The following is a 21289-nucleotide window of genomic DNA, read 5'->3' on the forward strand; positions in this document are numbered from 1 at the left end:
GGCGAATGGAAACAATTCGCTACGCGCCATTCGCTACTCGCTATCTGGGCGAACGCAGGCAGCCAACCTGAGCAACATGTCCGACGAACCGTCGCGGCAGTTCATACGTAAGGAATAGACATATGCGTCACGGCAAGGTTCATCGGAAGCTCAACCGCACGGCCGAGCATCGCCGCGCGATGTTCGCCAACATGGCGGCCGCGCTGATCAAGCACGAGCAGATCGTCACCACGTTGCCCAAGGCCAAGGAGCTTCGTCCGATCGTCGAGAAGCTCGTCACCCTCGGCAAGAAGGGCGGGCTGTCCCTGCGGCGCCAGGCCATCTCCGAGATGCGCGACAAGGACCAGGTCAGGAAGTTGTTCGACGTGCTGGCCCCGCGCTACAAGGACCGCCAGGGCGGCTACACCCGCATTATCAAGGCGGGCTTCCGCTATGGCGACAACGCCGCGATGGCCGTGATCGAGTTCGTCGATCGCGACGTCGATGCCAAGGGCCAGGACTCCGGTCCGGTGCAGGCGAAGGAAGCCGAGGCGGCGTAAGCCGGCGGGTCCTGAGATTCGAGACAGCGGCGCCTTCGGGCGCCGCTTTTTTATGACGTGAGCGGTAGGGTGGGCAAAGGCGCGCCCTTAGCGCGCCGTGCCCACCATTCTATCCGCGCGCTGTGCTGACATGGTGGGCACGCTACGCTTTGCCCACCCTACAAGTCCGTCATTGCGGCGATAGATCCTCACGCATCGGTGAGCGCTGATTGCCATGATGCTGGCAACGCCCAATATCTCCGTCGATATCAACGGAGATCACAGATGAATATCGACCTTTCCGGAAAGACCGCCCTCGTGACCGGCTCGACCGCCGGCATCGGCCATGCCGTCGCCAAGGGGCTCGCCGGCTCGGGTGCGAGCGTGGTGATCAACGGGCGCAGCCAGGACAAGGTCGATGCGGCAGTGCGTAAGCTGGAAGGGACGGGTGCCAGGGTGCGCGGCATCGCCGCCGACGTCTCGACCGCTTCAGGCTGCAAGGCGCTTCTAGCGGCGCTGCCCGAAGTCGACATTCTCATCAACAATGCCGGCATCTTCGAGCCGAAGGACTTTTTCGACATTCCGGACGAAGACTGGAGCCGCTTCTTCGAGGTCAATGTGATGAGCGGCGTGCGACTCTCGCGCGCATATATGAAGGGCATGCTCAAGCGCAACTGGGGCCGCATCGTCTTCATCTCCTCGGAATCCGGGCTCAACATTCCCGTCGAGATGATCCACTACGGCATGACCAAGACCGCGCAGCTCGCGGTCGCGCGGGGCCTCGCGCAGCTCACCCGCGGCACCGGTGTCACCGTCAATTCCGTGCTGCCGGGTCCGACCATGTCCGAGGGCGTTGAGACTTTCGTGAAGGATCTCGCCCAGCAGAACGGTCAGTCCCTCGATGAAGCTGCCGCCAGTTTCGTCAAGCAGCATCGCCCGAGCTCGCTGCTCCAGCGCTTCGCTGGCGTGGACGAGATCGCCAACATGGTGGTCTATGTCGCCTCGAAGGAGGCGTCCGCGACCAACGGCGCAGCGCTGCGGGCGGAAGGCGGCATCGTCAATACCATCGCATGAGGCCCGCCTGTGTCGGCCTATGTGATCTCCGAGGTGGAGGTACGTGATCGGGCTGCTATGGAGGCCTATCGCACGCTCGCGTCCCAAACCATCGTGCAATATGGCGGCCGCTATCTTGCGCGCGGCGGTCCGGCCGAAGTTGTGGAGGGCGGTCCGCCGCCCAAGACCATCATCATCGTGGAGTTTCCCTCGATGGCCCGCGCGCGCGAATGGTACGCCTCGCGGGAATATGCCGAGGCGCTCAAGCTGCGGCAGACCGCGCTGGAGCGGCGACTGTTGTTCGTCGAGGGCATAGTCCCCGCCTAGCTGGTCTGCCCACTTGCCGCTTCAATTCGGAGCGCGACCGGCTAAAACGGGGGGCCATGCTCAGGCCCCTTTCGACCCGCCACAAACGTCTGTTCAGGCTGACATCCGCGCGATGGCAACGGCGGGCGATCTTTGTGCTTGGCGGGATCGCCGTCGGCGCTGCGGCGGTGGCGCTGGCACAGCTTGCTGATCTCGCCCAACACGCTTTTGTGCTCCTCTTGGCCAAGTCGCGCTATGCCGTGTTGGCGGTGACGCCGCTCGGCTTCATGCTGTTGGCCTATCTGACCATCCGTCTGTTCCCCAACGCGCAGGGCAGCGGTATTCCGCAGGCGATCGCCGCGCGGCATCTGACCGATCAGGCGGCGCGCGAGAGCCTGGTCTCGATCCGGATCGCGATCGGCAAGATGATCCTCACCCTGTTCGGGCTCCTGTGCGGCGGCTCCGTGGGGCGGGAAGGGCCGACCGTTCAGGTCGGAGCCTCCATCATGTTCGCGCTCGGCCGCGTCTCGCCACGCCGCCAGCCCGGGCTGATTCTGGCGGGTGCGGCCGCCGGGGTCGCCGCGGCCTTCAACACGCCGCTCGCGGGAATCGTCTTCGGCATCGAGGAGATGAGCCGCGCTTTTGAGACCCGTACATCCAGCCTCATCATTGCAGCCGTCATCGCGGCCGGCCTGACCTCGCTCGCGCTGGCAGGCAATTACGCCTATTTCGGCAGCAGCGCGACATCGCTTGCGCGTGGCGCTGATTGGCTGGCCGTTCCGCTTTGCGGCGTGGTCGGCGGTCTCGCGGGTGGCCTGTTCAGCCGCGTTGTCATCGCGATGGCGCGCGGTTTCAAGAACCCGCTCGGGCGAGCGATCAAGCGCCATCCACTCTGGTTTGCATTTGCTTGCGGCCTCGCTGTCGCGATTTGCGGCCTGATATCGGGCGACACGATCTATGGCACCGGTTATGTGCAGGTGAAGGAGGCGCTGGATCACGGCACGCCGCTGCCGCGAGACTTCGGCGTTCTCAAGCTCCTGGCCACCACCTTTGCCGCGATCAGCGGTATACCGGGCGGCATCTTTTCGCCGTCGCTCGCCGTCGGCGCCGGGATCGGCAGCAATATCGCCGCGTTGTTTCACGACGCGCCGCTCGGCGCGATCATGCTGCTCGGCATGGTCTCGTATTTCGCAGGCGTGGTGCAGGCGCCGATCACCGCCTTCGTGATCGTGACCGAGATGACCGACAATCACAGCATGGTCGTGCCGTTGATGGCGGCGGCGCTGATCGCGCATTTCGTCTCGCGGATGATCTGCGAGGAGGGCATCTATCACGCGCTCGCAAAAGGCTTCGTCGAGCGGGCGACGCGTCCGCGTGAGGGGGAAGGAACATGAGCCGTTTCTGGAGCAGCTTGACGCATGATTTGAAGCCCTACGTGCCGGGTGAACAGCCTCGCATGGCGGCCCTGGTCAAGCTGAACACCAACGAGAACCCGCTCGGTCCGTCTCCGCGTGCGCTGGAGGCGATCCGCGAGGCGGCAGCCGATACGCTGCGTCTTTATCCGGACCCGCAGGCGACCGCGCTGCGGGCCGCCGTGGCCAGCTATCACGGCGTGAGACCCGAGCAGGTTTTCGTCGGCAATGGCTCGGACGAGGTGCTGGCGCATGTCTTCGTCGCCCTGCTGAAGCATGATGCACCGCTGCTGTTCCCTGACATCACCTACAGTTTCTACCCGGTTTACTGCCGTCTGTTCGGCATCGCGCACGAGACCGTGCCGCTCGATCAGGCCATGCAGATCCGCATCGCCGATTACTGTCGGCCGGCCGGCGCGATCATCATCGCAAATCCGAACGCGCCGACCGGGATGGCGCTGTCTCGCGCCGAGATCAAGACACTGCTGGAGGCGCATCCGGATGTGCCTGTGGTCATCGACGAGGCCTACGTGGATTTCGGCGCCGAGACCGCGATTCCGCTGGTGGCGTCCCATCGGAATCTCCTGGTCGTGCAGACCATGTCCAAGTCGCGCGCGCTGGCAGGGCTTCGGGTCGGATATGCGATCGGCGATGCCGATCTGATCGATGGGCTGACGCGCGTGAAGGACAGTTTCAATTCCTATCCGCTCGGCCGGCCCGCTCAGGCCGGCGCGATTGCCTCCCTGGAGGACGAAGCCCATTTTCAGCAGAGCCGCGTTCGCGTGATCGAGGGTAGGGAGCGGTTGAGCCGCGGACTGAAGCGAGCTGGCTTTGAGGTGCTGCCGTCGCTGGCCAACTTCGTCTTCGTGCGCCATCCCGCGCACGAGGGTGCCGCGCTTGCGGCGGCGCTACGCGAGCACGCCGTGATCGTTCGCCACTTTACCGCTCCCCGCATCTCGGATTTTTTGCGGATCACCGTCGGCACGGATGAGCAGATCGACCGGCTGTCGTCGGCCTTGTCCGGGATCCTGGGCTGATTGCGAAATTGGTAGGGTGGGCAAAGCGCAGCGTGCCCACCATTTTGGCTGCGTGTGTTGCGAGATGGTGGGCACGGCGCTTGTGCGCCTTTGCCCACCCTACGAGGACTGAATCTACCTACGAGGACTGAATCTACCAGCCCTCCAGCACGATCTTGCCGCGCGACTTGCCGCTTTCGAGCAGCGCGTGCGCGCGCTTCAGGTTGGCTGCGTTGATGGTGCCAAAGGTCTGGTCGAGCGTGGTGCGGAGCACGCCTTTGTCGATGAGGTCGGCGACATCATTGAGCAGATGATGCTGCGCGATCATATCCGCCGTCTGAAACGATGAGCGCGTGAACATCGATTCCCAGTGCACCGAGATCGCCTTGCCCTTGAATGCGCTCACGTTGAACTCCGAGGGATCGTCGATCAGGCCAAATTTGCCCTGTGGCGCCATGAATTCGGCGATCGCCTTGTAGTGCTGCTCGGTGAAGGTGAGGCTCGCGACCAGGGCGACCGGGGCAGCTTCAGCTTCTCGATCTGCTCCTTCATCGGCTTGCCGTGGTCGATCACCGCATGTGCGCCGAGATCAAGGCACCATTTCTGCGACTCCGGCCGCGTCGCGGTGGCGAGCACCGTCAGCCCGGTGAGACGGCGGGCGAACTGGATCAGGATCGAGCCGACGCCGCCGGCGCCGCCGGTGATCAGCAGCGTGCGCGGATCGACGCTCTTGCCCGGCACAGCACCGAGGCGGTCGAACAGTAATTCCCAAGCGGTGATGGAGGTGAGGGGAAGGGCGGCCGCCTGCGCGAACGAGAGCGACTTCGGCTTGTTGCCGACGATACGCTCGTCGACCAGATGGAATTCGGAGTTGGTGCCGTGGCGCTGGATCGATCCCGCGTAAAACACCTCGTCGCCCGGCTTGAACAGCGTGACCTCGGGCCCGACGGCGTCGACCACGCCTGCCGCGTCATAGCCGAGGATCTTGGTCTCGCCTTCGGGCGGGGCCGCGCGTTTGCGCACCTTGTAGTCGACAGGATTGGCCGAGATCGCCTTCACCGCGACGCGGATGTCGCGCCCCCTCGGTTCCGGTTTGGTGGTCTCGAAATCAATCAGCGCGTCCTGATCCTCGATCGGAAGCGATTTCTTGTAGCCGACGGCCTTCATGGCTTGTCTCCATCAGATGGCGTATTCGCCTGCCGTTCTAACTGTCGCCCTGGCTCCCATTTGGCAAGTACTGTAAATTCGGGGATATAGTCCCTGTTTGGATACTATTGGGAAAGCACGCATGAAACGGCGCAATTTTGCCCGTCGTCCCGGCTGCTCGGTCGAGGCGACGCTGGATCTGATCGACGGCAAGTGGAAAGGCGTGATCCTCTATCACCTCCAGAGCGGGACCCAGCGCTTTGGCGAACTGCGTCGCATGATGCCCGGAATCACCCAGCGCATGCTGACAAAACAGCTTCGCGCGCTGGAGGAGGACAGGCTCGTCATCCGCAAGGTCTATGCCGAAGTGCCGCCGCGGGTGGAATACACGCTGTCTGAACTCGGCGAAAGCTTGCGCCCAGTGATCGACATTCTGAAAGCGTGGGGTGAGGGCCATCAGGAGCGGCTGTCCAGCGCGCCGGCGCCTAAGGTCGAGCCCGTCGTCAAGAAGCCGAAGCGCGCTGCTTGACTTCCGGGAGCGGCCACGCCGCCCCCGGAATCGATCGCGTCAGAAGGCGAACTGCGTGCGCATCGCCACGGCGTCAAAGTTCGAGCCCGTGTTCGCGAATGCAGTCGGCGGCAGCGTCTGTTTGGAGACGGTGCCATGCAGGTAATCGAGCATGAAGCGGACGTTACCGTTGACGTACCAGTTGAGCGCAAGCGTGTAGATGTTCTGGCGCCCACCGGCGACGCCGTTGGCGCTCGCAAGCTGATCATTGAGGTCGATCGTCGAGAAGCGTCCTGCGATCTCCCACGCACCCCAGCCGCCGCCATCGAGCGAGAACGGATGCGCAGGCTTGACGCCGTTATAGGCAGCGTTGGCAGCGTTGTAGGTGTGGGTCTCGCCGGTCAGCACGTAGCCGGCCTGCGCGTAACCGCCCTGGAATTTCAGGCTCGGCGCGCCGACCAGCGGCACGCCGGTGTTGGCGGTGCGCTCGACGTTGTACCAGAAATACTCGCCCTGGAGGATCAGCGGTCCGTAGGTCGCGGCCGCCTCAACGCTGTAGACCTGAGCGCCCGAGACATTGGCAATCGCACCGGTCGACACCAGCGTCGTCGGGTCGAGACGCAATTCCGGACGGTCGCTGAGCGTGACTGTCTGTGTGTTGGCGATCAGATTGCGCGGCGGCTGGATCAGCCATTGCGCGTCGGCGCCAATATGCACCGAGTAGTCCTTGCCGCTGATCGGGTTGCCGGCAATACGCGCCACCGCGCCATATTGCTCGCTCGTTCCCGCCGGTGCGGCGCTCGAGGCGGAGTGAATCGCTCCGGTCGACGGTCCGGTGACATAGCCGCCGATCCAGAGCTGGTCGTTGAACCAGCGCGTGCCTGCCGCGGAGCGGAAGTCGCCTGCAGCAATGTTGGTCGCGACCACGCCGGGCGAGGCGCGCTCCATGAACATGATGTCGTTGGAACTCGTGGCTTCGTCCAACGTGTACGGCACGTCCATGATGCCGGCCTCGATGGCCATCCGGCCGCCGAACGGCTTCAGGCCAGTGTAACTGAGGTTGGCATTCTCCAGGCCGGAGACGCCGCCGCCGGGGAGCGAGCCGGGCGCTGCGCCGCCAAAACCGTCGGACGAGCCGCCGAAGTCGTAGACCAGCGCGAAATTCCAGTCGTTGAAGAATTTGCCGGCGAGGCCAATGCGTGCGCGGCGGACATTCTCGCCGCTGTCGAGCTTCTGCGGGACGGTTGACGCAGTGTTGGGTCGATAGTCGTAGCCGCCGACATCCCAGTGGACGCGGCCGGTGATGGCAACGCAGTTCGCCCCGTCGGATGTGCAGATGGTCGGCCGGTTGTTCGGCATCGTCACGATCACCCCGGCTGTCGGCGGCGCGCCCTTGACCGGAAACGCCGCATTGGCATTGGCCACAACCGCCTTCGCCTCGGAGCGAGCTTCGGCTTTCGCTTCTGCCTTTGCTTCTGCCTTCGTCTTTGCCGCATTCGCAGCGGTCTGGCTTTGGAGCTTGTCGAGCTTCTGCTCCAGCATCTTCAGCTGCTGTTTCAGCAGCGCGATCTCCTGTTCGCTGCTGCTTGCCGATTGGGCCTGGGCCTGCGAGGCCGCCAAGGCGCCGGCGAGACCAATCGCCGCGGCTGTAATTCTTGTCCTGCTCACGTCATGACTCCATCGTTTGACGAGATTCCCCAAGTCGAGCACGGGAGAGCCTAGGATCGATCGATGACTGCCCCGCGACGATGCGCGTCCGGTTGCGCGGTTCCCACTGGTGCAGGTTCGCCGCAACCGAATCCGTCATCAGGCAGAATGCAAGATGACGCGCGTCATGCCAATCCGCGCTCCGGACAAATTGCCATTTCGCACGCTGGGCTTGCATTTGGGAGACACCGGAAGGGGCAGAATATTGCCGCCCTGCGCCCTTCTATTGAGGGGCGAACGCGCCTATATTCCGGCGTCTTTTCCGAGAGGTAGGAATGTTTCGACCGATCCGTGCCGCCGTCTTCACCGCATTGTGCGTAACCCTGCTGGGCTTCCTTGCTCCGGCCTCGGCGCAGGACCGTCGTGTCCCGTCCTCGCCGGCCGAGTTGCGGCTTTCCTATGCGCCGATCGTGCAGCGGGTGCAGCCGGCGGTCGTCAACGTCTATGCCGCCAAGGTGGTGCAGAACCGCAATCCGCTGCTGGACGACCCGATCTTCCGCCGTTTCTTCGGCGGCGGCCAGCAACAGGAGCAGGTGCAGCGGTCACTCGGTTCGGGCGTGATCGTCGATTCCTCCGGGCTGGTCGTCACCAACGTTCACGTCATCGAGGGCGCCGACCAGGTGAAGGTGTCGCTGTCGGACAAGCGCGAGTTCGAGGCCGAGATCGTGCTGAAGGACTCCCGCAGCGATCTCGCGGTGCTGCGTCTGAAGGACACCAAGGAGAAATTTCCGGCGCTCGAATTCACCAACTCGGATGAGCTGATGGTCGGCGACGTCGTCATGGCGATCGGCAACCCCTTCGGCGTCGGCCAGACCGTGACCCACGGCATCATCTCGGCGCTTGCGCGCACGCAGGTCGGCATCACCGACTACCAGTTCTTCATCCAGACCGACGCCGCGATCAATCCCGGCAATTCCGGCGGCGCGCTGGTCGACATGAACGGCCGGCTTGCCGGCATCAACACCGCGATCTACTCGCGCTCCGGCGGCTCGCAAGGGATCGGCTTTGCGATCCCCGCCAATATGGTGCGCGTCGTCGTCGCCTCCGCCAAGAGCGGCGGCACGGCGGTGAAGCGGCCATGGCTCGGTGCGAAGCTGCAGGCCGTGACGCCCGAGATCGCCGAGAGCCTCGGCTTGCGCTCGCCGACCGGCGCGCTGGTCGCAAGCGTCGTTCCCAACGGTCCTGCGGCAAAGGCCGGGTTGAAATCCTCCGACCTCATCATCGGGATCGACGGCCAGGCCGTGGACGATCCCAATGCGTTCGACTACCGCTTTGCCACCCGTCCGCTCGGCGGCACGGCGCAGATCGACGTGCAGCGCGGCAGCAGGCCGCTCAAGCTGGCGATCGCGCTCGAGACTGCGCCGGATACCGGCCGCAATGAACTCGTCCTCACCGCCCGCTCGCCGTTCCAGGGTGCCAAGGTCTCGACCATCACGCCGGCGCTTGCCGATGAGCTGCATCTCGACGCCGACACCGAAGGCGTCGTGATCACCGATCTCGGCGGCGACAGCGCGGCGGCGAGTGTCGGCTTCCAGAAGGGCGACATCATCCTGGCCGTCAACAACCAGAAGATCGGCAAGACCGGCGATCTCGAGAAGGCGGCGGCCGCAAGCCAGCGGCTCTGGCGCATCACGCTGGTGCGCGGCGGCCAGCAAATCAACGTCACGCTGGGCGGATGAGTCCGAAGCGACCACAGGAGACGCCAACCCTCTTTGCCGCGGCGGGGCTCGACCACGAGGCCCCGCATCCGCTGCCGGACCGGCTGCGGCCGCGTGCGCTGTCGGAGGTCGTCGGCCAGGACCACATCCTCGGCCCCGACGGCGCGCTGACGCGCATGCTGGAGACGCGCACGCTCGGTTCGCTGGTGTTTTGGGGACCGCCCGGCACCGGGAAGACCACCGTGGCGCGCCTGTTGGCGGATGCGACCGACCTGCATTTCGAGCAAATCTCGGCGGTGTTCTCCGGAGTCGCTGATCTCAAGAAAGCGTTCGAGGCCGCGCGGGCCCGCCGCGAGATGGGCAAGGGCACGCTGCTGTTCGTCGACGAGGTGCATCGCTTCAACCGCGCCCAGCAGGATTCGTTTCTGCCGGTGATGGAGGACGGCACCGTCGTGATGGTCGGTGCCACCACCGAAAACCCGTCCTTCGAGCTCAACGCGGCGCTTCTGTCCCGCGCCCGCGTCCTGGTGTTTCGCTCGCTCGATGCTGCCGCGATCGAAAAACTGTTCGCGCATGCCGAGGAGGTCGAGGGCCGCAAGCTGCCGCTCGATGAAGAGGCGCGCGCCGTGCTGGTGCGCATGGCCGATGGCGATGGCCGCGCGTCCCTGACGCTTGCCGAAGAGGTCTGGCGTTCGGCGCGGGCGGATGAGATTTTCAATGCCGCACAGTTGCAGGACATCCTGCAACGCCGCGCGCCGATCTACGACAAATCGGCTGATGGCCATTACAACCTGATCTCGGCGCTGCATAAATCGGTGCGCGGCTCCGATCCCGATGCCGCGCTGTACTATCTCGCGCGCATGCTGGACGCCGGCGAGGATCCGCTGTTCCTGGCGCGGCGCGTCGTGCGGATGGCGGTCGAGGACATCGGCCTTGCCGATCCGCAGGCGCTCGTCATCGCCAATGCGGCGAAGGACGCCTTCGACTTCCTCGGCCATCCCGAGGGCGGGCTCGCGATCGCGCAGGCCGTGGTCTATCTCGCCACCGCGCCGAAATCGAACGCGGTCTATACCGCTTTCGGCACGGCGATGCAGGTCGCAAAACAGGCCGGCTCGTTGCTGCCGCCAAAGCACATCCTGAATTCGCCGACCAAGCTGATGAAGTCCGAGGGCTACGGCGCGGCTTACGAATACGACCACGACGCCCCCGATGCCTTCTCGGGGCAGGACTACTTTCCGGAAGCCCTGGGCCGCCAGACCTTCTACGACCCGCCCGAGCGCGGTTTCGAGCGGGAGATCCGCAAGCGGCTGGATTACTGGGCCAAGCTGCGCAAGGAGCGGGGCGGGAAGTAATGGCTCCCAGCAATTTACCATTTACGTAACCCGTAAATCCTGCTAATGTTTGGGTACGATCGTCAGCTACCGCGACAAGCGCACTGAGCGATTTGCCGCTGGCCAGCACGTCAAGGAGTTCTCGGGATTTGCCCGGCAAGCAGAGACGCGCCTCGATCGATTGGACGCAGCGACAAGTCTGGGCGATTTGGCGGCATTACCCGGTAATCGACTTGAAGCTTTGAAAGGCGATCGCGCAGGCCAATTCTCGATCCGGATCAACAATCAATGGCGGATCTCCTTCAGTTGGCCGGAAGGATCGCCCGGCCCGATTGATGTGGAGATTGTCGACTATCACTGAAGGAAGCCTATGTCCCGCACGCCCATTCATCCCGGAGAACAGCTCGCCGAAGAGTTGCGTGAACTCGGCATCACGGCCGCGGAGCTGTCTCGTCAGATCGACGTGCCGGTCAATCGCATCACTGGCATCATCAATGGGCAACGCGGCATTACTGCCGATACGGCTCTGCGCCTCGGTCACTGGTTTGGCACCAGCCCGCAATTCTGGATGAACCTGCAACAGCAATATGAGCTGCGGCTGGCGGAGAAAGAGGTGGGCGCGCAAGTTGCGTCCCTGCCCCGCCGCGCCAACGCGCAGTCGACGCGAAAGCTTGGAAAAACCGCATGAGCCGCCGTATCAAGAGAATGGACCCAAAACCCCGCGAGCGCGACGAGCGCAAGGAGGCGCGTCCGTATCAGGCGCGCAGCGCGAAGAAGGCTGGGCTGCGTTCGGACGGGAAGCCCGGCGCCAAGCCGCCGCGCTTTGCGGGCGAGCGCGCCGAGCGGCGTCCGCCCAAACCGGAGCTGGAGAAGGCCGCGCCGGCAAAGCCGGTCGAGGTGCTGCTGCCGACCAAGGTTCAGACCGTCAAGGTGACGGCGGACGAGAACAACATGCGCGTCGATCGCTTTCTCGAAGCGCGCTTTCCGGGCCTGTCGTTCTCCCACATCCAGCGCGTTGTCCGCAAGGCGAGCTGCGTGTCGACGGCAAGCGCGTCGACAGCAAGGATCGCCTCGAGGAGGGGCAGAGCGTGCGCATTCCGCCGCTGAAGCTCGACGCGCCGAAGGCGGCGGGTGAAATGTCGGAAGGCGCGCAAAAGACGCTTGCTGCGCTGAAGGAGATGACGATCTACGAGGACGACGACGTCCTCGTGCTGAACAAGCCCGCCGGCCTCGCCGTGCAGGGCGGCTCGGGCATGACACGACACATCGACCAGATGCTCGAAGTATTGCGCGATTCCAAGGGCCAGAAGCCGCGGCTCGTGCATCGCATCGACAGGGAAACGTCCGGCTGTCTGCTGATCGCCAAGACGCGTTTTGCCGCCTCGCATCTGACCGGAGCCTTCCGCTCGCGCTCGGCGCGGAAAACCTATTGGGCGCTGGTGCCGGGCCTGCCGAAGCCGAAGCAGGGACGCATCTCGACTTTCCTCGCGAAGGAGGAGAGCGAGGACGACACCATCATGCGCATCGCCCAGCATGGCGACGACGGCGCCAGCCACGCGGTGACCTATTACGCGGTGGTCGAAACCGCCGGCAACAAGCTGACCTGGGTGTCGCTGAAGCCGGTGACGGGGCGCACCCACCAGCTCCGCGCCCACATGGAGCATATCGGCCATCCGATCGTCGGCGATCCCAAATATTTCAACATCGAGAACTGGCAGCTGCCGGGCGGCCTGCAAAACCGGCTGCATCTGCTCGCGCGCCGCATCGTCATCCCGCATCCGCGCGGCGGCGTGATCGACGCCACCGCGCCGCTTCCGCCGCACATGCAGCAGTCGTGGAATCTGCTCGGGCTGGATGCGAGCCGATTCGACCCGATCGAGAACGCGCCGGAGGAGTAGGGGTACTGCTAGCCACGCTCTCACTGTCATCGCCGGCGAAGGCGGGCGATCCAGTATTCCAGAGGCCGGCCTTAGCGTGTTCGCTCTCATCACATCCGGCACGGAGTACTGGATGCCCCGCCTTCGCGGGGCATGACAGCAGTGATTGTGGTTGCGACCGGAAGCCGCCCCGCTCAATTCCGAAACTGAGATTGCGGACGAGCGATTCCGGGGTGCCAAAGCGGGCCTCAAAGCCGCCGAACATGGCCACAATGCCCGCAAGTTCCCTCATGCCCGCTCGCTTTATCGGCCGCCGCTCTTACCTTAAAAGCCGATCTTATTTCAAAAGCCTGCATTCAGCGGCGGAGACCGAAAACTCAGATGCGCGAATTGTTCGAAGAAGCAGCCGGCCAACCCCCGGCGGATCCGCGGAATCGGCGCGTGCGTCCGCGCGGACGCCGCTGCGCAAGCGCTTCTACAAGGAAGTGGGCGTCGCCGAGGCCAATGGCGGATTCGCCATCACGCTCGACGGCAAGCCGATCCGCACGCCGTCCGCCCGTCAGGTAGTAATCCCGGTGCGGGCGCTGGCCGATGCCGTGGCCGCGGAGTGGGCTGCACAGGGCGAGGCGATCGATCCCGTGACCATGCCGCTGACGCGGATCGCCAATAGCGTGGTCGAGGGCGTGGTCGATCGCGTCGACCTCGTCACTGATGACCTCGCAAAATACTTCGAGGCCGACCTGCTGTTCTATCGCGCCGGCCACCCCGAGGGGCTGGTCGCCCGCGAGGCCGCGCATTGGGACCCCGTGCTGTTCTGGGCTGCGGAGGCGCTGGGGGCGCATTTCATCCTGTCCGAGGGGTGATGCACGTGAAGCAGCCGGACGAGGCGCTCCGCGCCGCCCGCGCTGCGCTGCCGGGAGATCCCTGGTCGGTCGCCGCCCTCCACATCGTGACGACCCTGACCGGCTCCGCGCTACTGGCGCTGGCGCTGGCCCATGGCATGCGTGATGCTGGCCAGGTCTGGGCCGCCGCCCATGTCGACGAGGACTGGAACACCGACCAGTGGGGCGTGGACGAGGAAGCGGCCGCCCGCCGGGCCACGCGCTTGCGGGATTTCGAGGCCGCCGTGGCGGTGCTGGCCGCCGTGAACCCGCCCGCGGCCGGAGGTCCTTAACGAGAGGTTTACGGGGGGACCTTAGGGTGGAGCAACAATCCCCGGGCCCCTGAGATGCCGACGCCGATAAGCTCGATCGTTCCCGTCAGTGCCGCCAGCCCCGTGGCTGATGCGGCGACGCCCGATCTCGTGCTGCAGGCCGGCAGCGTCGTCGATGCCAAGGTCATCAGCGTGCTCGCCGATGATCTGGTGCGGATCGCGATCGCCAATCTCTCGATGAACGTGATGTCCGAGGTGTCGCTGACCCCCGGGCAAAATCTTCAGCTCGCGGTGTCGCAGAACGACGGCACGATACGCCTCGCTGTAGTCAACGGAGCAGGCGAGGCAAGCGCCGATCAGGTGACGCTGACGCCGACGGCGGCGTCGCTGGTCGACAGCCCGTCGCTTGTGCCATCCGCGACCGCGGCACGCAATTCCCTGATGCCGGCCGAGCAGGTGGCCGTCAGCGCAGCCTCGGCCGAGGCCGTGACCAAACAGGGCAGCCAGGCGCCGCTGTTCGCCAATGTGGCCTCCGTCGTGACCGGTAGCGATCTGCCTGATGGCCTGAAGCAGGCCGTGCTGCGCGTGCTGGCGCAGCGGACGCCGCTCAACACCGCGCTCGATGGCGGCGATATCGAATCCGCCTTCCAGAAGTCCGGCCTGTTTCTCGAGGCCTCGCTTGCCGCAGGCATAGCGCCGTCAGGCGCGGTGCCCGATTGAAGGCAGCGCTGCTGGTGCTGCGCCAGACGCTGGCCGCAACATCAGCTGCGCTCGAGACTGCCGCGCCCCCACACAGGCCGTTGCGGTTGCGACGAACGCCCTCGCCACAGTGGAGGCCGCAAGCTCACCGTCTCAAATTATGGGCGAGGCTGTCCAGGCGCTTCTGCCTGACGCAGAGACATCCCAATCGCGGCCAGGACCGCGCAGCGCCAATGTCGTGACCGCCGTACTTGCCGACATGGCCGACGCACCGCAAGCGGCGCCGCCGCGGACGATCTCCGCAGGCCTTGCCGCGAGCCTGCTGCAAGAGGTTACGCAAAACCTGCCGCGCCTGACCGGCAACGTGCCGGGCGGCACCAAGGCCGTACCCGACGGCCACGTCTTCGAAGCGGCCGCGCGCACCACGACGCCACCGCCGTTCCGCGGCGCGTTGCCATCGCCGCAAGCGGTCGCCTCGCCATCGCTGACGCCTAACACGCCGCTCGCCGCGACCGTGCATCGCCTGCTCGACGACACCGATGCCGCGATCGCGCGACAGACGCTGCTGCAGGTCGCTTCGCTGCCCGGTCGCGTCGATGCCGGCGGCCATCGCATCGATCCGGCTGCGCCGCAATGGAATTTCGAGATTCCGTTCGCGACGGCGCAGGGCACCGCGATCGCGCAGTTCGAGATTTCGCGTGATGGCGGCAACGAGCAGGCCGATCCCGCCAAGCGCGCATGGCGCGCGCGCTTCACGCTCAATCTCGAGCCGAGCGGACCCGTGCACGCGCTGATCACACTCAATGGTGACAAGACTTTCGTGCGGATGTGGGCCGAGCGGCCGGCGACGGCGCAGCAACTCCGCGCCGGGATCGGCGAGCTCAATCACGCGCTGACCAAAGCTGAGCTCAAGCCCGGCGATATCGTCGTGCGCGACGGCACCCCGCCGCAACCGGCGCCAGCCCGCACCGGGCATTTCCTGGATCGCGCCACATGAGTGACGAATCCAAGCTCGCGATCGCACTGCATTACGAGAAGGGCAGTGGCGCCCCTGTTGTCGTCGCCAAGGGCAAGGGCACGATCGGCGCCAAGATCGTCGAGATCGCCAAGGCCAACGACATCCCGGTCGAGGAGAACGAGATTTTAGCCGGCGCGCTCTCAAGGTCGAACTCGGCGAAGAAATCCCGCCTGATCTCTACAAGGCCGTCGCCGAAGTGCTGGTGTTCGTGCTGCGGCTGTCGGGCCGGGCGCGGTAGCGCATGAAGCTGGCGTGCATCTCTCTCCACGCGTCATTGCGAGCCGTGCGCGCTGTCAATTTGCGCGGTATCAGGTCTTGTCGGCCGTCTTCTTCGCCGTCAGCGCCTGGTCGATGGCGAAGCCGCCGATCTCGCTCATGGTGTGCGAGATCACGTCGCCCTTCTGTGCAGATCCGCTGGAGAGATAGTCGAACTGGGTACGTGCGAGGCGCAGCACTTCGATCGGTACGGAGACGAAGGTCTCGTTGAAGCTGTCGACGGAGGCGCGCAACGTATCGAGCTCGGCCGTGAGCTTGCCGATGTGGCTCTCCGCATTCTGCATCAGGCCGAGCAGCTTGCCGCGCTCGGTGTCGAACGCGGCCCGCTCCGCGGCCGCGGCCGACGCCACCTCGGCAAGATGCGCCCGCAGTGCTGCGATCTGGCTGGCCATGGCGTCGGAGGCGAGCTCGGCCGCCTGGCGCAGCTCGAGATGCAGCGAGTTCTCTTCCTGCTGCCGGTGATAGAGCCGTTCGGCCGTCATCGCGCGCTGCGTCAGCGACTCGATCAGGGTTGCCGCGCGCAGCAGCATCTCGCCGTTCCGCCCCGACACCATGCTGGCCATCCGCCGCAGGAAACCGGTGGTTTCGGATGCGCTGTTCGGAAGCAGGGGAACGACCGTGGCGGACATGAGGTGATGCTTGCAGCCGGACGTGATGACCGCCGCCGTACCGACTGAGCTCACGCAACATTCGGCGCCTGATCGCAAGGTTGGAGCAAGCCTGAATCGGCAGGCGCGGTCAACCGGCCAAGGGTGACAAAATGGCGGCCATCCCGCCGCGAAAGCGCGCAACAGCCTCAGGCGTCTTTCTGCCGGCCGATCCGTCCGAGATGGGTAAAGCCGAACCCGGCCGAATATTTCAGGCCGTAACCCAGCGCCCGGTCGATGCCGATATGGGCGAGCCAGATCAAGGCGATTGACAAGGTGAGGGGCGAAGCAAAGCCGAAGCCCAGCGTCATCAGCGTCACGGGGGCGAGGTAGCTGTGGGCGGCATTGTAGACCAGCGCGCCAAACCTGGCGTCCGACAGATAAGCCAGGAAGCTCAGATCGGGCACGAAGAAGAGCAGGGCAAAGACCAGCCAGGAGCCGCCCCAGGCTGCGTAAAGCATCACCATTCCCGCGAACAGGACCAGCCCCTCCACGCGGAGCAGGATGTTGACGCCACCTGTCACGGCCCCGGCCTCGGCAGGTTGCTCGTCCATGATCACCTCCCAGGCAAAACTTTGTAATTCCTTGCGCTTTCACGCTGCGGCAAGGCAGCCCTGCGGCGCCGAAAGCCGCTTCCCGGCTCGCAAAATGCCGTGTTAGAACCCCCGGCAATCGCATTTAGGCTAAGAACTGGCGGGAGCAAATGAAACATATCCTGGACGCCCTTGAAGACCGTCGTGCCGGCGCAAAGCTCGGCGGCGGGGAGAAGCGCATCGAGGCGCAGCATGCCCGCGGCAAGCTGACCGCGCGCGAGCGCATCGAGCTCTTGCTCGACAAGGGATCGTTCGAGGAATTCGACATGTTCGTCGAACACCGCTCCACCGAGTTCGGCATGGAGAAGAACAAGATCCCCGGCGACGGCGTCGTCACCGGCTGGGGCACCGTCAACGGCCGCAAGACGTTTGTCTTTGCCAAGGATTTTACGGTTTTCGGCGGCTCGCTCTCGGAAACGCACGCGCTGAAAATCACGAAACTCCAGGACATGGCGATGAAGGCAAGGGCGCCCATCATCGGCCTCTATGACGCGGGCGGCGCCCGCATCCAGGAGGGCGTCGCCGCGCTCGCCGGCTATTCCTACGTGTTCCGCCGCAACGTGCTCGCCTCGGGCGTGATCCCGCAGATCTCCGTCATCATGGGCCCCTGCGCCGGCGGCGACGTCTATTCGCCTGCGATGACCGACTTCATCTTCATGGTGAAGAACACCAGCTACATGTTCGTCACCGGCCCCGACGTGGTGAAGACCGTGACCAACGAGGTCGTCACCGCAGAAGAGCTCGGCGGCGCCTCGGTGCACGCCACGCGCTCCTCGATCGCGGACGGCGCTTTCGAGAACGACGTCGAGACGCTCTTGCAGATGCGTCGCCTGATCGACTTCCTGCCCTCCAACAACACCGATGGCGTGCCGGAATGGCCGAGCTTCGACGATACCGCCCGTATCGACATGTCGCTCGACACGCTGATCCCCGATAATCCGAACAAGCCCTACGACATGAAGGAATTGATCCTGAAGGTCGTCGACGAGGGTGATTTCTTCGAGATCGCGGAGAGCTTCGCCAAGAACATCGTCACCGGATTCGGCCGCATCGCGGGCCGCACCGTCGGCTTCGTCGCCAACCAGCCGATGGTGCTGGCCGGCGTGCTCGACAGCGATGCCTCGCGCAAGGCCGCGCGCTTCGTGCGTTTCTGTGATGCCTTCAACATCCCGATCGTCACCTTCGTCGATGTGCCGGGCTTCCTTCCGGGGACCGCCCAGGAATATGGCGGCCTGATCAAGCACGGCGCCAAATTGCTGTTCGCCTATTCGCAATGCACCGTGCCGCTGGTCACCATCATCACCCGCAAGGCCTATGGCGGCGCCTTCGACGTCATGGCGTCGAAGGAAATCGGCGCCGACATGAACTACGCCTGGCCGACCGCCCAGATCGCGGTGATGGGCGCCAAGGGCGCGGTCGAGATCATCTTCCGCTCTGACATCGGCGACCCCGACAAGATCGCCGCGCGCACCAAGGAATACGAAGACCGCTTCCTGTCGCCGTTCATTGCGGCCGAGCGCGGCTACATCGACGACGTCATCATGCCGCATTCGACGCGAAAGCGCATCGCACGGGCGCTGTCGATGTTGAAGGACAAGAAGGTGGAAACGCCGGCGAAGAAGCACGACAATTTGCCGTTGTAGAGGGAAGCGTCGGGCGGGTTAGCAAAGCGTAATCCGCCACTCATCTGAATTCGGCGGATTACGGCTGCGCCTAATCCGCCCTACAGTCGGTATCTAAAATCCGATGACCGAAGACGATCCGACCGACGAAATCTCCGACATCGAAGATCGATCGAGCGGCTCGCCGAGATCGCCGAGCGGTGCCGGAAGTACATTATCGTTTCCAAGATCGCCATCGGCGGTGGTGGCGCGCTGCTGCTGATCACGATCCTCGGACTGTTTGGATTGGGCCAAACCGCGGCACTTGGATCGATCGCCTTGGTGCTGGGCGGCATCGTCTCGCTCGGCTCGAACATCAGCACGCTGCGGCAGACGGATGACGCGATCCACGCCGCGGAAGCGCGTCGTGCGCAATTGATCGGCAGGATTGACCTCCGCGTGGTCGCCGATACGCCGATGAAGCTGGTGTGACGCGCTGTCTCAGGCGGCAGTCCGTAGCGTCAGCGCCGTCAACTCCGCGCGGCATTCGGCGGCGAAGGCTTGCAGCCGCTCCACGGTTTGCTGGTCGAGGACGGTTTTCGCCAGACGCTCGGCGCGGGCAACCTGCTCCTTGAGATAATCGATACGGCTCATGTGGCACCTCCCGCGGGAATAATTTGAAGCAAATTGCTTCGTTCCGGCGGCGGTGCGGAGATGGTGAATGGCGGGTTAATTATGTGCGGCGGGTCACGCCCCGCGCGCCTCGTCTGCCGCAGCGAAATGCGCGATCTGATCCGCGTGGGCCTTTGCGAAAGCGGGGCGGTCCGTGGCGCGCGCCACGTAGGCGCGGCAGGCAGGGCTGTCCGCGAGCCCGCCGAAACGTTCGACGACACGCAGCACGTCCGACATCAGGATGTCGGCGACGGAAAAGGATCCCGCCAGCCATTCGCGGTCGGCCAGCACCATCTCCATGTGCTTGAGGCGAAGCTTGAGGAAGTCGTCGAAAAATTTCGATCCCGGCTCGCCCATGAACTTCAGCATCGTCCACGGCAGGCTCGCCATCTCCACCGAATTGAGCGCGGCGAATACCCATTCCGTCGCCTCGCTGCGGCCGCGCGGATCGGCGGGCAGCAGGGCGTCGCTGAGCTCGCCGAGATGCAGCAGGATTGCGCCGGTCTCGAAGATCGAGAGATCGCCGTCGGTCAGCCATGGCGCCTGGCCGAACGGCTGGTGCGCCAGATGCCCAGGCCCGCGCTCGTCGAACGGCGTGCTGGCGACGCGATAGGGCAATCCAGCCTCTTCGAGCGCCCAGCGCACACGAAGGTCGCGGACATAGCCGCGCGGCGGCGGGGGAACCCAATCGTAGGTGATCAGGGTGAGGTCGGGCATGCGGTGTCTCCGTGCTGTCTCAAGCATAGGACGGATGAATGGCGCGCGTTCCGACGGCGTGAGACCGTTTTTTCTTCGCAGGCAGGACCGGTCGGGTGGGCAAAGGCGCGATCGTCATGTTCCGTCGCGCGGGCTTTTTGTTGCCGGCACTATAACCAGCTATGCTGCGGCCAAACAAAAGGAGGAAATCCGATGTTCGCCGCCTACTTCGTCGTCCGCGCCATCGTCGCCGATGCCAGCAAACGCGCCGCCTTCGACAAATGGTATGAGACCGAGCACGTGCCCGACGCGGTGAAGGCGTTCGGCGTAGCCAAGGCCTGGCGATTCTGGAGCCTGGACGATCCCTCGCTGCACCAGGCCATGTATCAGTTCGATGACGAGGCCGAGCTTCAGGCCATGCTGAAGGGCGACGCGCTGACAAAGCTTGTCGCCGATTTCAACCGCGACTGGCCGGAGGTGAAGCGCTCGCGCGAGACGCTGGTGCTGGCGCAGGAATTTGCGAAATAGGACACGCTCCTGTCGGCTTTGCAATGAACCTGAACGCGCGATTCAGCGGCAGTTCATGTCGCCAGCCCGACACTTCCTTTGCATCACTTGATCGATAAAGCAGAGGACATGTCATGGAGCGCCGGAATTTTTGAAGCTCGCATTCGGTGTCGCGGCCGGTGCCGCCGCGTTTACGGCCGCCGCACAGGCGGCGCCAATGGTGCCCCAGGTGCTCGGTGATCCGCGCATGCCGCAAGGCAATCCGGACGCTCATCCCGCCGTGACCAGCAGCGAGGAAGCAGCGCAGCTCAAGCCCGAGCAGGTGCGCTGGCATGGCCACGGCCACTGGCATCACCGGCACTGGGGCTGGCGCCATCGCCATTGGGGCTGGCGTCGTCGCTGGCATCGCCGCCACTGGCGTCACTGGTAACGTCGCGCCTGGACTGAAAAAGGGGATCGCGATTGCGATCCCTTTTTGCCATGGACGAATTGCTATGGGCGAAGCCTCTCAACGAAAATGGCCGCGCAGCTTCCGCCGCGCGGCCATTCGCAAGTGCAAAAGATCAGAACGGACGACAGCGGCCGGCGTACCAGCGGAAGCCATAGGGGCACACGCGCGGACGCACTACGACGACCGGCGGGGCGACCACGACCGGGGCGGGGGCCACGACGACCGGACCGCGCATCGGACGGCAGCCGCCATAGGCGCCGCGGTACCAGCCCGGGCCGCAACCACCGGCGGCGCTGGCCGCCTCGCTGAAGCCCACGACCGCGCTGGCGAGCATCACGGCGGCAAACAGATATTTCATTTGATCTTCCTTCTCGTCCTTGGAGGCAGGTGTCTGGGGTAAGTTTCGGGGTTTGCGCGCTTGCGGCGCACAATGAATCAAAAGAT

The 21289-nt window shown here is 64.7% G+C and carries 19 protein-coding genes and 6 pseudogenes; 18 read left to right on the forward strand and 7 right to left on the reverse strand.

Annotated elements, in window-relative coordinates:
- Positions 1-122 precede the first annotated feature (122 nt).
- The 5 genes from rplQ to hisC all read left to right on the forward strand — a co-directional run bounded on the left by rplQ (position 123) and on the right by hisC (position 4326).
- The gene (rplQ, locus tag ACTGJ9_RS21425; protein WP_148770535.1) at positions 123-539 is read left to right on the forward strand and encodes a 50S ribosomal protein L17; all 417 of its coding nucleotides are present in this window, start codon (positions 123-125) and stop codon (positions 537-539) included.
- A 264-nt stretch (positions 540-803) separates the two neighbouring features.
- Positions 804-1592 carry an SDR family NAD(P)-dependent oxidoreductase gene (locus ACTGJ9_RS21430; protein ID WP_456672734.1) on the forward strand — a complete coding sequence of 263 codons (789 nt, stop codon included), beginning with the start codon at positions 804-806 and terminating at the stop codon, positions 1590-1592.
- A 9-nt stretch (positions 1593-1601) separates the two neighbouring features.
- Entirely contained in the window at positions 1602-1898 is a 297-nt protein-coding gene (locus tag ACTGJ9_RS21435; RefSeq protein ID WP_456672735.1) for a DUF1330 domain-containing protein, read from the forward strand.
- A gap of 56 nt (positions 1899-1954) precedes the next feature.
- Entirely contained in the window at positions 1955-3271 is a 1317-nt protein-coding gene (locus ACTGJ9_RS21440) for a chloride channel protein (protein WP_456672736.1), read from the forward strand.
- Positions 3268-4326, forward strand: coding sequence for a histidinol-phosphate transaminase (gene hisC, locus ACTGJ9_RS21445; RefSeq protein ID WP_456672737.1), 1059 nt, complete (start codon positions 3268-3270; stop codon positions 4324-4326). The genes ACTGJ9_RS21440 and hisC overlap by 4 nt, the downstream gene beginning before the upstream one ends.
- Before the next feature lie 133 nt (positions 4327-4459).
- On the opposite strand, the pseudogene ACTGJ9_RS21450 reads toward hisC, so the two are convergent.
- Positions 4460-5472, reverse strand: a pseudogene (locus ACTGJ9_RS21450) (zinc-binding alcohol dehydrogenase family protein).
- Between the two features lie 121 nt (positions 5473-5593).
- Between ACTGJ9_RS21450 and ACTGJ9_RS21455 the strand changes: the two are divergent.
- On the forward strand, positions 5594-5980 hold the full coding sequence (locus ACTGJ9_RS21455; protein ID WP_456672738.1) for a winged helix-turn-helix transcriptional regulator: 387 nt from the start codon (positions 5594-5596) through the stop codon (positions 5978-5980).
- A 39-nt stretch (positions 5981-6019) separates the two neighbouring features.
- On the opposite strand, the gene ACTGJ9_RS21460 is transcribed toward ACTGJ9_RS21455, so the two are convergent.
- Positions 6020-7627: an OprO/OprP family phosphate-selective porin gene (locus ACTGJ9_RS21460; RefSeq protein ID WP_456672739.1), complete on the reverse strand. Its 1608-nt coding sequence runs from the start codon at positions 7625-7627 to the stop codon at positions 6020-6022.
- A gap of 314 nt (positions 7628-7941) precedes the next feature.
- Here ACTGJ9_RS21460 and ACTGJ9_RS21465 point away from each other — a divergent pair, with 314 nt between their 5' ends.
- The 8 genes and pseudogenes from ACTGJ9_RS21465 (at position 7942) to ACTGJ9_RS21500 (ending at position 15640) form a co-directional block, all read left to right on the forward strand.
- Positions 7942-9345, forward strand: a complete 1404-nt coding sequence (locus tag ACTGJ9_RS21465) for a DegQ family serine endoprotease (RefSeq protein WP_456672740.1) — start codon at positions 7942-7944, stop codon at positions 9343-9345.
- Positions 9342-10676 (forward strand): replication-associated recombination protein A, encoded by a 1335-nt coding sequence (locus ACTGJ9_RS21470; RefSeq protein WP_456672741.1) that lies wholly within the window; start codon positions 9342-9344, stop codon positions 10674-10676. The genes ACTGJ9_RS21465 and ACTGJ9_RS21470 overlap by 4 nt, the downstream gene beginning before the upstream one ends.
- Positions 10677-10725: 49 nt before the next feature.
- Complete coding sequence (locus ACTGJ9_RS21475; RefSeq protein ID WP_456672742.1) at positions 10726-11016, forward strand: type II toxin-antitoxin system RelE/ParE family toxin; 291 nt, start codon at positions 10726-10728, stop codon at positions 11014-11016.
- 9 nt (positions 11017-11025) lie between these two features.
- Positions 11026-11343, forward strand: coding sequence for a HigA family addiction module antitoxin (locus ACTGJ9_RS21480; RefSeq protein ID WP_456672743.1), 318 nt, complete (start codon positions 11026-11028; stop codon positions 11341-11343).
- Positions 11340-12553: pseudogene (locus tag ACTGJ9_RS21485) on the forward strand (RluA family pseudouridine synthase). The gene ACTGJ9_RS21480 and the pseudogene ACTGJ9_RS21485 overlap by 4 nt, the downstream one beginning before the upstream one ends.
- Before the next feature lie 360 nt (positions 12554-12913).
- Positions 12914-13706, forward strand: a pseudogene (locus ACTGJ9_RS21490) (ATP12 family chaperone protein).
- 54 nt (positions 13707-13760) lie between these two features.
- A pseudogene (fliK, locus tag ACTGJ9_RS21495) lies at positions 13761-15381 on the forward strand (flagellar hook-length control protein FliK).
- Positions 15378-15640: pseudogene (locus ACTGJ9_RS21500) on the forward strand (EscU/YscU/HrcU family type III secretion system export apparatus switch protein). Before fliK ends, ACTGJ9_RS21500 begins: the two co-directional pseudogenes overlap by 4 nt.
- A gap of 70 nt (positions 15641-15710) precedes the next feature.
- On the opposite strand, the gene ACTGJ9_RS21505 reads toward ACTGJ9_RS21500, so the two are convergent.
- Positions 15711-16307, reverse strand: a complete 597-nt coding sequence (locus ACTGJ9_RS21505; RefSeq protein WP_456672744.1) for a hypothetical protein — start codon at positions 16305-16307, stop codon at positions 15711-15713.
- Between the two features lie 167 nt (positions 16308-16474).
- The gene (locus ACTGJ9_RS21510; protein ID WP_456672745.1) at positions 16475-16879 is read right to left on the reverse strand and encodes a DUF4260 domain-containing protein; all 405 of its coding nucleotides are present in this window, start codon (positions 16877-16879) and stop codon (positions 16475-16477) included.
- A gap of 149 nt (positions 16880-17028) precedes the next feature.
- Between ACTGJ9_RS21510 and ACTGJ9_RS21515 the strand changes: the two genes are divergently transcribed.
- Positions 17029-18561: an acyl-CoA carboxylase subunit beta gene (locus tag ACTGJ9_RS21515; protein WP_456672746.1), complete on the forward strand. Its 1533-nt coding sequence runs from the start codon at positions 17029-17031 to the stop codon at positions 18559-18561.
- A gap of 103 nt (positions 18562-18664) precedes the next feature.
- Positions 18665-19011 (forward strand): annotated as a pseudogene (locus tag ACTGJ9_RS21520) (hypothetical protein).
- 9 nt (positions 19012-19020) lie between these two features.
- On the opposite strand, the gene ACTGJ9_RS21525 reads toward ACTGJ9_RS21520, so the two are convergent.
- Together ACTGJ9_RS21525 and ACTGJ9_RS21530 are read right to left on the reverse strand one after the other, a co-directional pair.
- Positions 19021-19173, reverse strand: coding sequence for a hypothetical protein (locus ACTGJ9_RS21525; RefSeq protein WP_456672747.1), 153 nt, complete (start codon positions 19171-19173; stop codon positions 19021-19023).
- Positions 19174-19266: 93 nt separating this feature from the next.
- Positions 19267-19908 (reverse strand): glutathione S-transferase family protein, encoded by a 642-nt coding sequence (locus ACTGJ9_RS21530; protein ID WP_456672748.1) that lies wholly within the window; start codon positions 19906-19908, stop codon positions 19267-19269.
- Positions 19909-20100: 192 nt separating this feature from the next.
- Between ACTGJ9_RS21530 and ACTGJ9_RS21535 the strand changes: the two genes are divergently transcribed.
- Positions 20101-20415 (forward strand): hypothetical protein, encoded by a 315-nt coding sequence (locus tag ACTGJ9_RS21535; protein WP_456672749.1) that lies wholly within the window; start codon positions 20101-20103, stop codon positions 20413-20415.
- Between the two features lie 130 nt (positions 20416-20545).
- On the forward strand, positions 20546-20824 hold the full coding sequence (locus tag ACTGJ9_RS21540) for a twin-arginine translocation (Tat) (protein WP_456672750.1): 279 nt from the start codon (positions 20546-20548) through the stop codon (positions 20822-20824).
- A gap of 133 nt (positions 20825-20957) precedes the next feature.
- On the opposite strand, the gene ACTGJ9_RS21545 is transcribed toward ACTGJ9_RS21540, so the two are convergent.
- The gene (locus ACTGJ9_RS21545) at positions 20958-21203 is read right to left on the reverse strand and encodes a GCG_CRPN prefix-to-repeats domain-containing protein (RefSeq protein WP_456672751.1); all 246 of its coding nucleotides are present in this window, start codon (positions 21201-21203) and stop codon (positions 20958-20960) included.
- Positions 21204-21289 lie beyond the last annotated feature (86 nt).

The sequence above is a fragment of the Bradyrhizobium sp. RDM12 genome, assembly GCF_051917485.1.
GTDB lineage: Bacteria > Pseudomonadota > Alphaproteobacteria > Rhizobiales > Xanthobacteraceae > Bradyrhizobium.

Excerpts from the sequence above, each read along its gene's own strand:
- rplQ (WP_148770535.1), top strand. The coding sequence starts at position 123 with ATGCGTCACGGCAAGGTTCATCGGAAGCTCAACCGCACGGCCGAGCAT.
- ACTGJ9_RS21430 (WP_456672734.1), top strand. The coding sequence starts at position 804 with ATGAATATCGACCTTTCCGGAAAGACCGCCCTCGTGACCGGCTCGACC.
- ACTGJ9_RS21440 (WP_456672736.1), top strand. The coding sequence starts at position 1,955 with ATGCTCAGGCCCCTTTCGACCCGCCACAAACGTCTGTTCAGGCTGACA.
- hisC (WP_456672737.1), top strand. The coding sequence starts at position 3,268 with ATGAGCCGTTTCTGGAGCAGCTTGACGCATGATTTGAAGCCCTACGTG.
- ACTGJ9_RS21455 (WP_456672738.1), top strand. The coding sequence starts at position 5,594 with ATGAAACGGCGCAATTTTGCCCGTCGTCCCGGCTGCTCGGTCGAGGCG.
- ACTGJ9_RS21465 (WP_456672740.1), top strand. The coding sequence starts at position 7,942 with ATGTTTCGACCGATCCGTGCCGCCGTCTTCACCGCATTGTGCGTAACC.
- ACTGJ9_RS21470 (WP_456672741.1), top strand. The coding sequence starts at position 9,342 with ATGAGTCCGAAGCGACCACAGGAGACGCCAACCCTCTTTGCCGCGGCG.
- ACTGJ9_RS21480 (WP_456672743.1), top strand. The coding sequence starts at position 11,026 with ATGTCCCGCACGCCCATTCATCCCGGAGAACAGCTCGCCGAAGAGTTG.
- ACTGJ9_RS21505 (WP_456672744.1), bottom strand. The coding sequence starts at position 16,307 with ATGTCCGCCACGGTCGTTCCCCTGCTTCCGAACAGCGCATCCGAAACC.
- ACTGJ9_RS21510 (WP_456672745.1), bottom strand. The coding sequence starts at position 16,879 with ATGGACGAGCAACCTGCCGAGGCCGGGGCCGTGACAGGTGGCGTCAAC.
- ACTGJ9_RS21515 (WP_456672746.1), top strand. The coding sequence starts at position 17,029 with ATGAAACATATCCTGGACGCCCTTGAAGACCGTCGTGCCGGCGCAAAG.
- ACTGJ9_RS21525 (WP_456672747.1), bottom strand. The coding sequence starts at position 19,173 with ATGAGCCGTATCGATTATCTCAAGGAGCAGGTTGCCCGCGCCGAGCGT.
- ACTGJ9_RS21530 (WP_456672748.1), bottom strand. The coding sequence starts at position 19,908 with ATGCCCGACCTCACCCTGATCACCTACGATTGGGTTCCCCCGCCGCCG.
- ACTGJ9_RS21535 (WP_456672749.1), top strand. The coding sequence starts at position 20,101 with ATGTTCGCCGCCTACTTCGTCGTCCGCGCCATCGTCGCCGATGCCAGC.
- ACTGJ9_RS21545 (WP_456672751.1), bottom strand. The coding sequence starts at position 21,203 with ATGAAATATCTGTTTGCCGCCGTGATGCTCGCCAGCGCGGTCGTGGGC.